The organism is Chitinispirillales bacterium (assembly GCA_031254455.1).
GTDB lineage: Bacteria > Fibrobacterota > Chitinivibrionia > Chitinivibrionales > Chitinivibrionaceae > WRFX01.
Genome location: JAIRUI010000093.1, coordinates 1 through 15,926, shown reverse-complemented (window position 1 = coordinate 15,926; position 15,926 = coordinate 1). Strand labels below are relative to the sequence as shown.

The following is a 15,926-nucleotide window of genomic DNA, read 5'->3' as shown; positions in this document are numbered from 1 at the left end:
TTTTGCATTGCCAAAGTCCAGATCACCGAATAATTCCTGTTTTATACCCATTTGCCGCCTTGTTTTGGTTATTTCATAGCAGAAAATATTTTATTTTTATAGGAAAAATAGTATTTTACATTTGAAAAGAAACAAAAAACGGAGGAAATTATTATGCCGACTTATTCGTATGAATGCGAAAAATGCGGAAAAACGTTCGACAAATTTCAAAGCATGACGGCTGAATCGATTAAAAACTGCATATACGACGATTGCAAAGGCAAAGTCAGACGTCTGATTGGAACAGGAGCGGGTGCAATTCTTAAAGGTTCGGGATTTTACCAAACAGATTTCAAAAATTCAGACAAAAAAGTTGAGAAAAAAGCCGAATGCAAGTCCTGTCCGTCCGCTTCATCCTGTGAAAAAGCGAAATAGATGTTTATTGATTCCGCAAAAATAGAAGTAATTTCGGGCGACGGCGGAAACGGGTGTTTTTCTTACGACCGTGATAAATTCAAACCGAAAGGAAAACCCGGCGGTGGAAACGGCGGACGCGGAGGAAACATTTATGTCGTCGCAAGCAAAAAAGTCCAAACACTTCAAGACGTTTCTTATCGCTCATTCTACAAAGCGGAGCGCGGAGGACACGGAGGAGCGAATAATTTATACGGCAAAAGCGGCGCGGACATAAAAATTCCCGTACCGTTAGGAACTACGATAAGAAATTTTGATACCGACGAATTTATTTATGATTTAACTACAGACGGCGAAGAAATTTTAGTTGCAAAAGGCGGACGCGGAGGACGCGGAAACAAAGCGATGGTAACAAAATTCAACCTAAATCCTGAATATGCCGAGTACGGAAAAGCAGGCGAAACAAAAACGTTAAAGTTAACCTTGAAAGTTATGGCGGACGTCGGACTTGTAGGGCTTCCAAACGCAGGAAAGTCAACGCTTTTGTCGGTAGTTTCACGAGCGACTCCGGAAATTGCCGATTATCCTTTCACAACGCTTACACCGCATTTGGGAATAGTAAAAACCGGTGAGTATAGCTCTTTTGTCATGGCGGATATTCCGGGAATTATTGAAGGCGCATCGCTTGGCAAAGGTTTGGGAATACAATTTTTGCAGCACATAGAGCGAACTAGAGTTCTGGCTATTTTGGTGGATTGCTGTGACGAAAATCCAAAAGAAACCGCAAAAAAACTTCGTACCGAATTAAAATCGTATAGTTTGGAACTCGCTCAAAAACCGTGCATTTGTATTTTGACAAAAAGCGACACAAAAAGCGCTGACGAAATTAAAATTCCGCGCGGATGGTTTTGTATTTCCGCGGCGACAAACAACGGGGTTTCTAAACTTGTTAACAAGTTTAGCGAAATTATCGGCGAAGCGCGAAAAAACGATGGAATTGTGCAAAGAGAAATAGTGGAAGTAGGATAGTTTTTCATACAAAACGCAATATTATTATATAACGCTTATCTAAATTATCGCCGATTATCTCATTTTTTCAAGCAATTTTTTTAGTTAAATATTATTTTAATAATAATTCTATATTTGAAAACATTGATCTATAAGGATGATTGGTATGCATATAAGAATGTTTTACATCGTATTACTATTGTGTTTCGTTTCGACGATTGCTTCGCCTGTGAGTTTTGAAATCGCGCAAAAGACGGCTAACAATTATTTACGACAGGTAGGAAAAAGCCCGATGAATTTAACCATAGTCAAACAAAAAAATGACGCTTCGCCGTTTTTTGTTTTCAGTATGGGGCAAGACAAAGGCTTTGTCATCGTTTCGGCAAACGACGTAGCAACGCCCATTTTGGGAGATGCGGACGAAGGAAATTTCAACGACAACGATTTACCTCCGGCTCTTGTATGGCTTTTGGGAAATTATGAAAACTATATCAACGAAGCGGTAAAAAACAATAAGGAACAGGATAGCGAAACAAAGTTGCTGTGGGAAAAATATCTGAAAAGTTCTAACGAAACAAGGGGGGGGGAGGGAATCAGAGCTGCGAATTTTCTGATAAAAACCGAATGGAATCAGAGCGAACCATACAATCTTCTTGCTCCGCAGATTGGTGAAAAAAGAAGTTGGATGGGATGTATTGCCGTTTCGATGGGGCAGGTAATGAATTATTGGGAATATCCTGAAAAAATCATACAAAAGATTCCCGCATATACATCAAGAAAAAACTTAATATCAATGCCGGAAGTTAATGTTAGCGCCGAAACATATGACTATAACAATATGCTGGATAAATATACTTCCAAAGGATCCGGCGGTTATCCGAATAACAGCGGAACGACGCAGGAGAACGAGGTAGCGAAATTTCTGTATCATACCGCATTAGGAATGCAAATGAATTGGGGTACAGACGCCAGCACAGGATTCGACCGTGATACGCCGCTGACATTAGCCAGATTCTTTGATTACGATTCGACTACTATGCGAATTGTCTCCAAATATCCGTCTCAAATTACCGACGAGATTTGGAAAGATTTGATTATCGGGCAGATAGAAAACAACTCGCCGATAATTTGCGATGGGCAGAATCACAGTTTTATTATTGACGGATATGATCCGGACAATAGCCTAATTCATTTGAATTACGGCTATGGCGGTTCCAGTAATGGCTGGTATGCGATAGACAAGGCATCGTCGGCAGGAACTCCGGAAAGGATGACGATAAACATTATGCCCAACCAAAACGGCAACGCTCCGTCTATACTTAAAGTGACCAAATTTGACGTTTCAACGACTGCGTCTTCAATCAGCGCAGACTTTTCGGCAAAAATGCATTACGGGACGGATTTTTTGGGAAAAGTCGGACTTGCAATTGTGTCCGTAGACAGTATTAAGAGTATTAAGCAGGTTTTGGATTCGACGGATTTTACAACCGGTAATACGATCAGTACCACTTTTGGCGCCGGCGTTGGAATCGGCAAATCCGGTAATCCCCCAGGAACTTATTACAACACTCCCAAAAGCGGAACCATTACCAAATATTTTACGGAAGGCTCCCTGCAGACAGTAACGGTGCAATTGGCAACCAAACGCGGCAACGGCAATTGGACGCTAATAGGAGAAACGAAGTCAGTGTCTTTACTTTTGAAAGAAGAGCCGAAATACACAATTACATTCAATTCAAACGGCGGCAACGCAGTGGCGGATGTAGAAGTCGAGGAAAGTAATTCGTTTTACCCGCAAGACGAAATGCTGAAAGACGGTTTCACGTTTGCAGGTTGGTTTACAGACGAAGATTTTGAGACGGAATGGACGGAAAACAGCGTTATTGTCAGCGACACGACGCTTTACGCAAAATGGATTGATGACGACACAGGCATAAGCGGAATCGAGAGTTTTGACGGTACGAATGGAATTATTATTACCAAAAATCCTGTTATCGGCGATTTTGCGGAATTTATTGTGAAAGCGCCTGCAGGAAAGTATTTTGCCAAACTGACGATTTTCGATAATCTTGGGAATGCAGTGCGTTCTTTAGAGCGGCAGCTTTCGGCAAAAGACGATAACGACAAAATAAAATGGGATTTGCGTAACAATAACAAGCGTGCGGTCGCGGCAGGTACTTATTTGGCGTTAGTCGAATGCAAAGGCGCCGATAAAAAAACTTACAGGTATTACACAAAATTCGGTGTAAAAAAGTAGTTTTGGAAAGACGGTTATTTAATGCCGACAGGTGATTTGTCTGTCGGCTAAATATGAGAGAGTGAGGATAATATGGACAAAAGAGTGTTTTATATCGTATTGTTATGTTTCGGTTTCACTGTGGGCGAACCGGTAAGTTTTGAGACGGCGCAAAAGGTTGCGAACAATTATTTGCAGCAATCCGGAAAGAATCGGGTGCAGCTAGCTTCCGTAAAGCGAAAAAGAGACGTAGCGCCGTTTTTCATTTTTAATAAAGGAGATGGAAACGGTTTTATAATCGTTTCGGCAAATGACGTAGCAACGCCCGTTTTGGGAGAAACCGACAGCGGAAATTTCGACGAGAATAATTTGCCTCCTCCGTTTCAATGGTTTTTGAGTTGTTATGAAGCGCAAATAAATGAGGCTATAGAAAACAAACAGCAGGACGCAGAAACAGAATTACTGTGGGAAAAATACTTAAACGGCTCACCCCAAATCAGAGGGGAAGTCAGGGCGAAGGAATTTCTGGTAAAATCAGAATGGGACCAATGGGAGCCGTTTAATTTGCTCACTCCGAAAAGGAAAACCGACGGTATGGGGCAATCTTGCCCAAACGGCGTATTAATAAGAGCTTTTGCGGGTTGTATCGCCGTCTCAATGGGGCAAGTAATGAGATATTGGAAACATCCCGCCCAAATCACAAAAGATATTCCGGGATATACGTCCGGTGCGGCAAAAATTCAAATGTCCGCCGTAACCGTAAGCCAAGCAGGAACTTATGATTATAATAATATGCTGGACAAATATCCTTATGACGGCAAAATTACTGTCAGCGGGGGGTGTAATGACGCTTATCCCAACAACAGCGGAACCGTGCAGCAAAACGCTATGGCAAAATTATTGTTTCATGCCGCAGTAAGCGTTAAGATGGATTGGTTCTGCGGGTCTGTAGGAAGTGGCGCTTACGATTCTGATATACTGCCTGCATTGAGAGATTATTTTGATTATGACGGTTCTTCTATGAAATTCATTATTAAAAATGCTCAATATACGGATGAACAGTGGTTAGACATTATAGTGAATGAAATAAATAACAATCGTCCGATAATTGCCGAAGGCGGCGGTCATAGTTACCTGGTTGACGGATATGACCCTTCCGATAAACAAATTCATGTAAATTGGGGTTATGGCAGCCTCGGCGGCAGTTCCGCCGGCGGATGGTTTCAAGTTAAGGCGGCTAAAAATCCTGTTAATAGTAGCATTAATCCTGTTACCAAGATGGTGTATGGCATTAAGCCGAACGGTAAATCTTTAGGGAATTACGAACTGGCAACGGTGAATTTAAGATCCAATAAAACCAAGGCTGTGCACGGCGAGGAGATTACGGTATATTTTGATACATTGAAAAGTGTTGGCGGGGACGCTTTCCCGGGTGGAGAGTTTAATGTAGCGCTGGTTGATAACGTTGGCAATATTGTAGAGAGAATCGGATACAAATGGACATCAGGGGGAGTGGTATATAATACCTTTGGTATCGGCAAGTTAGGCGCCTCATTGTCGGATATAACCGTAAGTTGCAAATTGTCAAACACTGTTCAGGAAGGGGCGTATCGCCTGATGGTAGTCAGCAAACCAACCGACAGTAATGTTTGGAGAATATCTAACAACGGAAAACCTGCAAGCGTTAACTTTCAGGTAGGCAATACGCTGGTAACCAATGCCGAAACACCGACAATTTCCACACATCCGGCAAGTGTTACCGTAAACCAAAATGCGACACACAGTCTGTCGGCGTCCGCAAGTGTGGGCGACGGAGGGAACCTTACTTATCAATGGTACAGCAATACATTTTCGGATAACAACGGCGGCACAAAGATTACCGGCGCAACTGCTTCAACCTATTCTTGCCCTACCGCTACAATAGGGACATATTATTATTATGTTGAAGTAACCAATACCAACTCAAGCGCAAGCGGAGTACAAACTGCAACGCGCAAAAGCAATGCGGCGATAGTAACGGTGAAAGACCCCTCACAAACGGTAACACTCTCAATAGATACACAGCCTGCAGACACGACTACCGTAACCGTCGGTAAAATCACACAAAGTTTATTGATTGAGGCAAGTGTAACGGGAGGTGCAAGCATTACCTATAAGTGGCATCTGCATAATGAAAAAGAAAATAAATGGGAAGTAATTAACGGGGCGACAAGCAAGTCTTACGCACTTCCGTCATCTTTGGCAGTGGGAGAACATTACTACTACTGTAATGTAAGTGCCGGTTCGGTTCAAATAAACGTAGGAACTTTTACGGTAGAAGTAATTGAGGCGCAGGGACAAACGGTATTTGTAAACAACGGCAGTGGCGGCGGCACTTATTTTGCCGAAGATATTGTAATGATAACGGCTAATCCGGCGTCTGACGGCGATGTGTTTGACCGTTGGGAAACCTACGACAATATAACTTTGGCAAACATATACGGCGAGAGCACTACTTTTACCATGCCCGACTTCTCCGTAACAGTAGCGGCAGTGTACAAGGGAGAGAACGTTGCGGTGAAGTCTGCCAAGGACACTGATGAACGTCTTGGCATAAAACTTCTTCCGGGGAACATTGTGTCGCAGACGGTGCAGATTTGCGCGGTACTTCCGGACAACGCCAAGGTGAAGCAACTCAAAGTTGTAATTTTTGATAATGTCGGAAACGTTGTATTTGAAGAAACTGTGCATAACAAGGCGTCAGTCGTCTGGAATCTTAGCAATGCTTCAGGCAGAGCAGTGGCAAACGGTATGTATTTGGCGATAGTCGAATGTAAAGGCGCAGACAAAAACACTTACAGGTATTACACGAAATTCGGCGTGAGAAAGTAGTTTTATAATTTATTAAGCGTTAAAAACAAGCGTGGAAAAAGCATGTGTGAAATAAATGAAAAAATAAGAGAGAAATTAAATTTTCTTGCCGATGAAAACTCAAAAGATTTTGTCGATTTCAGTAAAAACATATTAGTCTCCAAGAAAAAGATTATAGGCGCTCGCGTCCCCGATATGCGAAAAATTGCAAAAGATCTGTCAAAAAATTTATCGTTTGAAAATTTGATTTCCGTTATTGAGAATTGCGACAAAAACGTTTACGAAGAGGTTTTCGTATGCGGAATTATTATAAGTTATTCAAAACTTCCTGACGAAGAAAAAATTAAAGCGATAAAAATTTATCTCGAATTTGTAGATAGTTGGGCATTGATAGACAGCGCGATAATGATTAAAAACTTTGAAAAAACAAACGAGAATTTATGGGCAGAATTTGTTGAAGAATGTATCGTTTCACAAAAAGAATTTGTCGTTAGATTCGGAGTCGTTTTTATGCTTCATCATTTTATAAGTGAAACCAAAATCGATTGGGTCTTTGAAAATTTACGAAAAATAAAACACGATGGATACTACGTAAAAATGGCTGTCGCATGGCTCTACGCCGAGTCGGCGCGAGATTTTTTTGACAAGACGACGAACGAACTGAATAAGAAAGAAATGAACGCTTGGATAAGAAATAAAACGCTTCAAAAGATATTGGAATCGTATAGGATTTTAAGCGATAAAAAAGAATTTATTCGTAATTTAAAGCGAGCGTCAAGAGCGTCAATTTGAATCTTTTTTAGAATTATATAAAAGCGGTTTTGTACCTATATAAGCCATATAGCCGAAAGCCGCTCCGAAGACCGTTCCGAAAAACAAATCAAGCGGATAATGAACTCCGCAATAAACGCGCGTAAAAATTAAAAACAACGCTATGGAAATGAAAATATATTTTGCTTTCGGACACCAAATCGACCAAAGAAGCGCTATGGCAGACAGGTTTACCGCATGATTACTCGGAAACGAAAACGCCCCTCTTCGCCCAAGCAAAAAATGGCATTGCGGAAACATTACATGAACGCCGTTTACAAAATAATTTGAATTACACGGACGCGGACGCTCAAAAAACGCTTTCAATATTCTATGCGAAAACGCGTCGGATATTACAAAAAGAAGTATCGCTATTCCCGCTCTTTTGGCTGCAAGAATTTTGTCTTTTGAAACTGCCACATACACCGCCAATGCGATAAAAAACGAATACATTAAATTTGATTCTTTGGTAATAACCGGAAATATCAAATCAAAAAACGGATTTGAAAACGCCGTATTAAAAAATACAAATAATGCGTAATCTATGTTCGTAATCATAGTTCCTCCAAACATAAATTATTTTCTGCCGAAGATAAAACGTCGATTAAAGGAAGTTTTTATGAAGAAATTTTTTGTCCTTGCAATAATCCTAATAATTTGTGCGGGCTGCAATCAAAAACAGTCGAGTAAACCGCAGGTTTCGCCGCAGTACTCTTTATCGCAGTTGGACAGTGCGGGAAAAGCGTTTGTTCCGGAAATAGGAAAATATGGAGAAACGATAAATCTTGCGCTTTCGTCAGATCCCGACGGATTTTGCCCGGCGTTGACCAATTCGGGCTATTCGATGGAAGTTTTGGGGTTAATTTTTGAAGGCTTGGTTGCGACAAACGCAGTGGATTTGGAACACAAACCCAACATCGCAAAAAATTGGGACGTATCGGACGACGGCTTGACGTGGAAGTTTTATTTACGAAACGACGTGTATTTCTCAGACGGCGTAAAACTTTCAAGCGCAGACGTGCTTTTTACTTTTAACGATATTGTCTATAACGAAAAATTAAATTCTCCGCTGAACTACAATTTCCGCGTTGACGGGAAAAAAATAAACGTTTCCGCCGCCGACAGCTTTTCCGTGATCTTTGAACTTCCCACGCCGTTTGCGCCGTTTCTGACCGTTGTAGGAATGTCGATTATGCCGAAACATTTATACGAAAAGTATGCAAAAGACGGAACTTTAGAGTCGTTTTTATCAAGCGGAACGAATGTAAAAAACGTTGTAGGTTCAGGACCTTTTATGCTTTCAAAAGTTGAATTGGGACAGCAAATAATTCTTGCGAAAAATCCTTACTATTGGAAAAAAGACGCTGAAAACAACCGTCTGCCATACCTTGACGCCGTCAGATTTGCAATAATTCAAGAGCCGAATATGCAAACTATGATGTTTCAAAGCGGTAAAATCGATCACTATATGCTGAGCGGAGAACATTATCCGATTCTCAAACCTAAAGAATTTGAAGGAAATTACAAACTTTACCGCGTAGGCCCCCGCTGGTACGACCGATTTTTTGTGTTCAATCAGAACAACCAGATTGACGAGAAAACCGGCAAATATTTTCTTGATCCAAAAAAACAAAAATGGTTTCGCACGAAAGAATTTCGCCAAGCTTGCGCCTATGCGATAAATTACGACGAGATAATAAGAATTGTATTCAACGGGCTCGCCTATATGCCCGGCGGCGTTTGGGGAAATCATAAAGGAAAATATTCCGACCCGAATTTGAAGCAATATTATTACGACCTGCAAAAAGCGGATTCGCTACTAAATTCGATAGGCTACAGCAGAAACGGCGACGGTATTCGCAAAGACGATTTGGGAAATCCGATTGAATTTACAATTACGACAACGGCGGGAGTCGAACGTATTTCGCGAATGTTCGGCATCGTACGAAAAGATTTGGAACAATTAGGATTCAAGGTACATTTGGATTTTGTCGAGTTCAACACGATGATTTCGCGGATTTACAACACTTACAACTGGGACATCGCCGCATATTCTTTGGGTGGAATAGTCGATCCGCATTTTGGAAAAGAAACGAACATTCCGTCATCGCCTCGATACCAGATAAATCCGCAACGGCAGGATAAAAACGGAAAAAACATTCCCAAAATCGACCGTGATTACGAACTGCGAATCTCCGAAATTTTTGAAGAAGCGGTTAAGGAAACAAATGATGAAAAACGCGCAAAACTCTATTTTGAGTGGCAAAATATCGACAAAGAACAATGCCATTTTGTTTATCTCCCTATGGACGAGGTAATTCTGGGACTGCAAAACAAATTCGGCAACATTCATCTCACTTCTCGCCTAAATTCAATGGAATCGCTGACTCACAACATTGAAGAAATTTACATAAAATAGGAGGAAAGCGCCTTTTTTCTTACTTTTTCTTACGCTCAATATAGTCAAGAATGTTTTTAATCGTCTTTAATTCGTTGATATCGCGATCTTCGACTTTAATACCAAACCCGATTTCAATTTCGTTTACTAATTGAGCGACGTCAAACGAATCCAATTTCAAATCCGTAAGCAAAACCGTCTCCGGCGTAATGTTAATTTTTTCATCGCCTTTCGCTTCTCGAATAATCTGCTGTAGTTTTTCAATCATAGTTTGATCCCTCCTCTTTATTTGTAATTCCTTTTAATTTTCTGCGTCGTAGTTTTCGGAAATTCTATGTCGCGCACAAGTACTTTCCCTATATTTTTTTGCGGGGGCTGTTTCCTGTTAAATTCCACAATATCTTTTTGAAATTTTTCGCCGTAATTTATATTCTGCGTTCCTGTCGTTTCAATGTATTCTTTGTCGAAAAACGCTTCCGCCGTAATTAAGTTGTCTTCCTGAAAACATATCACCTCTTTAACATACTCAAATTCGCTTAAAATTTCCTGTTCCAATTCTTCGGGCGAAACGTTCTCGCCGTTGTTTAAAATTATCAAGTTCTTTTTGCGTCCGCTGATAAATAAAAAGTTGTCTTTATCTATTTTTCCTATATCGCCGGTTCTAAACCACTTTCCGTCGGAATCCTCAAAAAACGCCTCTTTAGTCGCTTCGGGATTGTTGTAATATCCCAGCATGACAATATCGCCCTGAACGCAGATTTCACCGTAGCCGTCCTCGTCCGGCTCTAAGATTTTCACTTTTGTTTCGGTAAGAACCAAACCTACGCTTCCGTCTCTGTAATACCCGTTTCTACTGACGGCGACAATCGGCGAACATTCCGTAATCCCGTACCCGTTCATAATATTTACACCCAATTCACGGAAACCTTTCATATATTTTTCGTCAATAGGCGCGCCGCCGGTAATTATCACGTCCAAATTTCCGCCAAACGCCGACGTAAGAACTTGTTTGAAAATTATTCTCCGCAAATCAATATGGAATTTAAGTAAAAAATTGCTTATTTTTATCATGTTTTTGAGCAATTTGTCTTTCTTTTGCTTCGTTGCGCTCTGCCAAATTTTTTTGTAAAAGGTTTCAACAAAAAGCGGCACAAGTAAAATGCAGTTAGGTTTGTATTTTTGCAAGTCGCTAACAACGTTTTTAAGCGACTTGTTTATGACTATGTCACAGCCGAAATAATGCCCCGCCAATATGCAGGCGGTAAACGAAAACGAATGATGCAGCGGCAAAACCAATAACTGCCTGCCGAATATTTCGACATATTTTACTCCTACGCCTACGTCTGTCATCATGCTTTTGTGCGAAAGCATAACGCCTTTTGAAATACCGGTCGTTCCGGAAGTATAAATTATCGCCGCAAGTTTTTCGTTGTCTAACTTATAGTCGATAAATTCCTTTGCATATTCGGAATTTTCGTCTAAGAGTTTTTTTCCGGTTTCGACCATTTCGGCAATATCCGTTTTTATATTAAACTTCAGACGCAGTTTATCGGTTTTAATTTTTTGCGCGACATCGACAAAATCGTCCGAATAAATGAGAACGACCGCTTCGCTATCCTTAATCAGCAAGTCCAAATTCGCCGACGAAAGATTTTTATCAAGCGGAACTATCGCATTTCCGCCGTTGACGCCTGCAAAATATGATAAAATCCACAAATAAGACGTTTCACCAAGAAGCGCAATCTTTTCGTTTCGGATATCTTTCGAATAAAACGACGCGCCAAGCGCGGCGATTTCCCGTCTGAAACGTTTAAACGAAACATTTACTTCGACACCGTTATCGTCTTCATAAGTAAAAGCGTTATTTTCCCCGAATTTTTTGCCGGTATATTCAACAAGTTCCCTCATATCGTGAAACCGTCGGATTTTATTCAAAGGATACGGTTTGTTAGTGGTTTTCAGCGTACTTCTCGCCATTTTTTCTTTCCTTATCAAAAGTGTTCGTTTTATACCAAACTTGACGTATTTATGATTCTAAGCATATCTTTCACCGCATTTTCCAAACCGATGAATACAGCCCGCGAAATTATCGAATGCCCTATATTCAATTCCGATATTCCTTCTATTTGGGCGACAGGAGCGGTATTTTGATAATTCAAACCGTGTCCGGCATTTACAATAAGTCCTAATTTGTTTGCAAAAGCGGCCGCGTCGCGAATCCTTTCCAATTCTTCTTCCTGGGCTCTTCCTTTAGCATTTGCATAATATCCGGTGTGCAGTTCGACATGGGTCGCACCTATTTTTAACGCCGACTTTATTTGATCGAAGTCAGGGTCAATAAAAACCGAAATCAAAATATTGTTTTCCGACATTTTTTCTACCATATCAGCCAATTCTTTTTCATGTCTGCGTATAACCAATCCGCCTTCGGTTGTTTTTTCTTCACGTTTTTCCGGAACTAAAGTCACCATATTCGGACGAATATCCACCGCCATTGAAACCATTTCGGGAGTCACCGCCATTTCAAGATTAAACGAAGTCATTACCATCTGCTTTATCAAATAAATGTCACGATCGTTCATGTGCCGTCTGTCTTCTCTAAGATGCGCCGTAATTGCGCTCGCCCCTGCGATTTCCGCTATAGCCGCCGCATGAATAGGATCCGGTTGAACTCCGCCTCTGGCTTGACGCAGTGTGGCGACATGGTCGATATTAACGCCGAGTTTAGTCATTCTCATCCTCCGTTTTAATAATTCCTTATCGGAACAAATTGTATTCCCTTTTTTTGTATTTCCGGCAATTTTTTTACAAATACATCTACAAAATTATTATCCGCACTTATTAAAACCGCCGAATTTTTGTTTTTTAACAATTTATCGCAAATATTTTTCAATTCCGCTTCCCATTCTTCATGAGTTCTTCGGATTTTCGAACCGTCTTTGCGAAATTCTCCAAGCCGCCCCGTTACCGTGTAATATTTAACGTTCAATTCTTCGGCGATTTCGCGAGAAACTTCGTTCTTAGCGGTTCGCGCATCAAAAAATACAACGTTATTCTTTTTTATCGTTTGCAAAAATATTTCCGAAATTTCACGGGAATTCAAAATTAAGCCGCCGGTTCCCGAATAAAACCCTATAGCCTGCGGATACATTTTTAAAAGTGTTTTAATTTTTTTATCCATATTTTTTTTATCGTCGGATTGAATTACGGTATATTTTCGTTTCGGATACAAAACTTCCAAATCTTCCATAGGAATTTCGATAAGTACGGGACTTAACACTTTTTTGAATATCGAAGGAATCGTGTCGATTGTTTTTCTGCTTTCTTTCGTTTTTTTTATACCGCCGTCAGAATCGTTCGGCAAGGAATCCACCGAAACCATAGTAAGCCAAGGAGTAACGACATAATTAAGCGGTTCTGCGAAAGCGAGCAACGAATCGGCTCTATCTTTCGACAATTTTTCCAATCCTTTTATTATAAACGCGACGTTTGCGCTTTCCGAAGACACTTCTTCCGTCGGAATTATATCGCAAACAATTTTTTCATGCGGTTTTTTTTTGCTTTCAAAAACAATTCTGGCGTATTCTCTTTTCCCCTGCTTTTTACCTTTGCTGACATGTTTGGATTCTACTATTACATACTCCGTATTCTCCGCGGCCGCAAACAATTGTGCGACAAATTCTTCTATCAATTTTCCTTTTGGCAAAGATACGGCGATTGTTTTTTGCTTTTCTTCAAGATCGATGCTCGATTTTATATTTTTTTCGGGGATGCCGAAATTAACGGACGCTATTTTTATTTTTTCTTCCAGCAAACTCGGTTTTATTTCACGCACAACGCGACTTGTCGGTTTGACATTATTATTTGAGACAACCGTTCTGACTATAAGCAATACTCCCATAATTACAAAGGCGGCTATAGAAATCACGGCGGGAATAAAAATCGCCAAACTTATTTTTCTTTCGCTCATCGCCGCCCTTAATTTTAGTTTTTACTTAAATACCTGAATATAATATATTTTTCTCAAAAAATGGGAGTTAGATTTTAGATAAAATCTTTAACACTATCTTATTAACTCAATTTTTCGGTAAACTTTATAAAATTGGCGAGTAACAAACGGCAATTAGTATATTCGTAGTAAAAATTTATTAAAACAAGGAAAATATGAAACAATTTTCAGAACTAGGCTTATCAGACAGAACACTAAAAGCAATCACCCAAAAGGGTTTTGAAGAACCAACGCAGATTCAGGAATTGACTATACCGGCAATGCTTTCGCAAGACGACGACATTGTCGCGCAGGCGCAAACGGGAACCGGAAAAACCGCCGCTTTCGGGCTTCCTCTCATAGAACTCATAGACTGCGCAAAAACCGGCGTAAAAGCGCTTATTATAGCCCCGACGCGTGAGCTTGTAGTACAAATTTGCGAGGAATTAAACTCGCTCAAGGGAGAAAATCCGCTGAAAATCGCTCCGATTTACGGCGGACAGTCGTATGACAGACAAATTTATCAACTCAAACGCGGAATAGACATCGTCGTCGGCTCGCCGGGAAGAATTTTAGACCACGTCCATAGAGGGACGCTTGATTTGTCGCAAATAAATTCGTTAGTTATGGACGAAGCCGACGAAATGCTGAATATGGGATTTATTGAGGACATTGAAGAAATAATTTCGGTTTCAAATCCGCAAAAAAGAATGCTTTTATTCTCGGCGACTATGCCGCAGAGAATACGCGAATTGGCTGATTCGTACCTTAAAAATCCTATTACGCTCAAGACAAAAACGCAACTTACGACAAACTTGACAGACCAAATTTATTTCGAGGTTTTTGAGCGCGACAGATTTGAGGCGCTATGCAGAATTATTGATATGGAAGACGATTTTTATGCGATCGTTTTTTGCAGAACGAAAATAGAAACAGACGAAATCGCATCCCATTTAATAGACCGCGGATACTCTGCGGATGCGCTTCACGGCGATATCTCACAGTTTCTGCGAGAAAGAATTTTAACAAAATTCCGTAAAAAAGCGATAAACGTTTTGGTAGCGACCGACGTCGCCGCAAGAGGAATCGACGTTTCGGATTTAACCCACGTCATAAACTATTCTCTTCCGCAAAATCCGGAAGCGTACGTTCATAGAATCGGAAGAACGGGACGCGCCGGACAAAAAGGAACGGCGATTACGTTTGTCACGCCGAGCGAGTTTAGAAAACTCGGTTTTTTGCAGAGAGCGACTAAAGCCGACATAAAAAAACGGGAAATTCCGACCGTTCCCGAAATTATGGCAGAGCAGAAACGCAAAATTTCCAAAGAAATCGAACTTATATCAAACGACGAAGATTCGGAAGAATTTGAAGAATGGGCAAGAGAACTGTTAGTAAATTACAATCCTGAAAAATTAGTTTCCGTTTTGATTTCGGCGGCTTACGGCGACAAGTTCGACACGGAAAATTACACCGAATTAACTCCTGTAAAACAAAAAAACGACTACAGAAAAAATGCTGAAAAAAGAGGCGGTTTTGATAAATCAGACAAATTTACAAAAAGAAAAAGCAACGACGGTTTTGACGAATGGAAAAACAGACGCTTCGACAAAAAGCAAAACCGCGATAATCGTTTTGTGGAACAGGAAGGTACGACTCGCTTATTTATCGCTAAAGGTAAAAACGACGACTTTAACAAAAAAAAGGCTATTTCAATGATTACCGAAGTCGCGGGAAAAAACGTCTCTATAGGAACAATTACGATTCACGATTCGTTTTCGTTTGTGAACGTTCCGTTTGCGGCGGCGGAAATAATTCTACGCTCGTTCAACGGAAGCAAAGATACTGTAGTAAAACGGGCGAAAAGTAAATAATGGCAAGGCGACAAAGAAACCTCAATAAGCTTTCAAATCCTTATCGTCTATCTCTACCGCGTCGCCTACTTGACGGATTATCCCTATACCATAAACTTTCGCTTCTTTAACTACGCTTTCGTCAAACGAAAAACCCGCCGCTCCAAGATATAGTTTGTAATTTTCATAGACGGGAAAATATTCACGAAACTGAGACGCTTTATTTACCGCTATTTCTTTAATAAAATCCGGATGTATTCTGTTTTTCGCTTCGATAATCGCTACAGATTCGCCGTTAACCAAAACAATGTCAAATTCCGCTGATTTCCCCTTTCTACTATATTTCAAATTAGGAAGCATATAATCATACGTTTCTTTTCCAAAAGATAA

General features: G+C 40.5%; 13 protein-coding genes. 7 read left to right on the top strand and 6 right to left on the bottom strand.

The window, feature by feature from the left end:
- Positions 1-153 precede the first annotated feature (153 nt).
- From LBH98_07105 to LBH98_07085, 5 genes are all read left to right on the top strand, one after another.
- Positions 154-414: a hypothetical protein gene (locus tag LBH98_07105; protein ID MDR0304517.1), complete on the top strand. Its 261-nt coding sequence runs from the start codon at positions 154-156 to the stop codon at positions 412-414.
- A complete protein-coding gene (obgE, locus tag LBH98_07100) occupies positions 415-1,422 on the top strand; it encodes a GTPase ObgE (GenBank protein ID MDR0304516.1) in 1,008 nt (335 codons plus the stop codon).
- A gap of 145 nt (positions 1,423-1,567) precedes the next feature.
- Positions 1,568-3,658 (top strand): C10 family peptidase, encoded by a 2,091-nt coding sequence (locus LBH98_07095; protein MDR0304515.1) that lies wholly within the window; start codon positions 1,568-1,570, stop codon positions 3,656-3,658.
- 72 nt (positions 3,659-3,730) lie between these two features.
- A complete protein-coding gene (locus LBH98_07090; protein MDR0304514.1) occupies positions 3,731-6,508 on the top strand; it encodes a C10 family peptidase in 2,778 nt (925 codons plus the stop codon).
- Positions 6,509-6,550: 42 nt separating this feature from the next.
- Positions 6,551-7,279 (top strand): DNA alkylation repair protein, encoded by a 729-nt coding sequence (locus tag LBH98_07085; GenBank protein ID MDR0304513.1) that lies wholly within the window; start codon positions 6,551-6,553, stop codon positions 7,277-7,279.
- On the opposite strand, the gene LBH98_07080 is transcribed toward LBH98_07085, so the two are convergent.
- Positions 7,271-7,855, bottom strand: a complete 585-nt coding sequence (locus LBH98_07080) for a phosphatase PAP2 family protein (GenBank protein ID MDR0304512.1) — start codon at positions 7,853-7,855, stop codon at positions 7,271-7,273. The genes LBH98_07085 and LBH98_07080 overlap by 9 nt on opposite strands.
- 61 nt (positions 7,856-7,916) lie before the next feature.
- On the opposite strand from LBH98_07080, the gene LBH98_07075 reads away from it, so the two are divergent.
- Positions 7,917-9,716 (top strand): ABC transporter substrate-binding protein, encoded by a 1,800-nt coding sequence (locus LBH98_07075; GenBank protein ID MDR0304511.1) that lies wholly within the window; start codon positions 7,917-7,919, stop codon positions 9,714-9,716.
- A 19-nt stretch (positions 9,717-9,735) separates the two neighbouring features.
- Here LBH98_07075 and LBH98_07070 read toward each other — a convergent pair whose 3' ends face one another.
- From LBH98_07070 to LBH98_07055, 4 genes are read right to left on the bottom strand one after another with little or no spacing between them, the layout of a single operon-like run.
- Positions 9,736-9,963: an acyl carrier protein gene (locus tag LBH98_07070; protein ID MDR0304510.1), complete on the bottom strand. Its 228-nt coding sequence runs from the start codon at positions 9,961-9,963 to the stop codon at positions 9,736-9,738.
- A gap of 17 nt (positions 9,964-9,980) precedes the next feature.
- The gene (locus tag LBH98_07065; GenBank protein ID MDR0304509.1) at positions 9,981-11,672 is read right to left on the bottom strand and encodes an AMP-binding protein; all 1,692 of its coding nucleotides are present in this window, start codon (positions 11,670-11,672) and stop codon (positions 9,981-9,983) included.
- A 29-nt stretch (positions 11,673-11,701) separates the two neighbouring features.
- On the bottom strand, positions 11,702-12,427 hold the full coding sequence (locus LBH98_07060; GenBank protein MDR0304508.1) for a pyridoxine 5'-phosphate synthase: 726 nt from the start codon (positions 12,425-12,427) through the stop codon (positions 11,702-11,704).
- Between the two features lie 14 nt (positions 12,428-12,441).
- A complete protein-coding gene (locus LBH98_07055; protein MDR0304507.1) occupies positions 12,442-13,665 on the bottom strand; it encodes a divergent polysaccharide deacetylase family protein in 1,224 nt (407 codons plus the stop codon).
- 194 nt (positions 13,666-13,859) lie between these two features.
- Here LBH98_07055 and LBH98_07050 point away from each other — a divergent pair, with 194 nt between their 5' ends.
- Positions 13,860-15,557, top strand: a complete 1,698-nt coding sequence (locus LBH98_07050; protein MDR0304506.1) for a DEAD/DEAH box helicase — start codon at positions 13,860-13,862, stop codon at positions 15,555-15,557.
- A gap of 21 nt (positions 15,558-15,578) precedes the next feature.
- On the opposite strand, the gene LBH98_07045 is transcribed toward LBH98_07050, so the two are convergent.
- Positions 15,579-15,926 (bottom strand): hypothetical protein (locus tag LBH98_07045; protein ID MDR0304505.1); only part of this gene is annotated, 348 nt, incomplete at its 5' end.

Excerpts from the sequence above, each read along its gene's own strand:
- LBH98_07105 (MDR0304517.1), top strand. The coding sequence starts at position 154 with ATGCCGACTTATTCGTATGAATGCGAAAAATGCGGAAAAACGTTCGAC.
- obgE (MDR0304516.1), top strand. The coding sequence starts at position 415 with ATGTTTATTGATTCCGCAAAAATAGAAGTAATTTCGGGCGACGGCGGA.
- LBH98_07095 (MDR0304515.1), top strand. The coding sequence starts at position 1,568 with ATGCATATAAGAATGTTTTACATCGTATTACTATTGTGTTTCGTTTCG.
- LBH98_07090 (MDR0304514.1), top strand. The coding sequence starts at position 3,731 with ATGGACAAAAGAGTGTTTTATATCGTATTGTTATGTTTCGGTTTCACT.
- LBH98_07085 (MDR0304513.1), top strand. The coding sequence starts at position 6,551 with ATGTGTGAAATAAATGAAAAAATAAGAGAGAAATTAAATTTTCTTGCC.
- LBH98_07080 (MDR0304512.1), bottom strand. The coding sequence starts at position 7,855 with ATGATTACGAACATAGATTACGCATTATTTGTATTTTTTAATACGGCG.
- LBH98_07075 (MDR0304511.1), top strand. The coding sequence starts at position 7,917 with ATGAAGAAATTTTTTGTCCTTGCAATAATCCTAATAATTTGTGCGGGC.
- LBH98_07070 (MDR0304510.1), bottom strand. The coding sequence starts at position 9,963 with ATGATTGAAAAACTACAGCAGATTATTCGAGAAGCGAAAGGCGATGAA.
- LBH98_07065 (MDR0304509.1), bottom strand. The coding sequence starts at position 11,672 with ATGGCGAGAAGTACGCTGAAAACCACTAACAAACCGTATCCTTTGAAT.
- LBH98_07060 (MDR0304508.1), bottom strand. The coding sequence starts at position 12,427 with ATGACTAAACTCGGCGTTAATATCGACCATGTCGCCACACTGCGTCAA.
- LBH98_07055 (MDR0304507.1), bottom strand. The coding sequence starts at position 13,665 with ATGAGCGAAAGAAAAATAAGTTTGGCGATTTTTATTCCCGCCGTGATT.
- LBH98_07050 (MDR0304506.1), top strand. The coding sequence starts at position 13,860 with ATGAAACAATTTTCAGAACTAGGCTTATCAGACAGAACACTAAAAGCA.